1 protein-coding gene is annotated in these 666 nt (G+C 52.7%); it reads right to left on the reverse strand.

Going from position 1 to position 666, the window contains the following annotated elements:
- Window positions 1–26 precede the first annotated feature (26 nt).
- Window positions 27–666: IS4 family transposase (locus ACMV5H_RS25600; RefSeq protein ID WP_414822814.1), on the reverse strand; the 640-nt coding region annotated here is incomplete at its 5' end.

Raw genomic sequence — 666 nt, forward strand, 5'->3', positions numbered from 1 at the left:
GGGCTGAGTGATCCCCAGTAATATGGTCAGCATCCCATGACCATATTACTGTACTCATTCCCTAACTTTTTCAGCATATTAACTATATTCATCCGTCTCACTATTCCCGCTCTGTCTCTCAGGACCTCACCAGCAAGCCTCAGATACGACAGGATCCGTCTCCCTTTCTCACTATTTGCCTGATAATGCCGATGAAGTTGTTTCTTTTCCGCCATATACCCCGTCAGCCACATCACCAGGCTGGCCATCGCTGCCACTACACTCAGAACCGCCAGGCGACCCCAGCCCTGGCTGCGGCTTAGTCTCAGCCCATATCCGAAGCGCGGACTTTTTTCGTCCCGGAAGTTCTGCTCTATCTGCATCCGACGACTGTAGAGGGTCATTATCTGATGAGGCTCCAGGCCTTCAACATTACTGAACAGCAACCACGGTTCCTGAGCGCTACTTCGATGCTCTTTCTCCGTTTTTGACCGTCTGCCTTTTCCGTGACGTCCCGCCGATGGGCGCTTTTGCAGATAAAAGCTACCGTAACAAGGCTCCCTCGGCTTACGAGCAAGTACACCGTAACCGACTTTTATGGGAGTGCTCTCCGCCTGCAAGTCACTGATTTTCATCCAGCGGGTGCTTCCTTCCAACTGGAAGCAGACGAGCCCTCTGACCCTGCCC

Source organism: Serratia sp. N21D137, assembly GCF_047530005.1.
In the GTDB taxonomy this organism is placed as follows: Bacteria; Pseudomonadota; Gammaproteobacteria; order Enterobacterales; family Enterobacteriaceae; genus Chania; species Chania fonticola_B.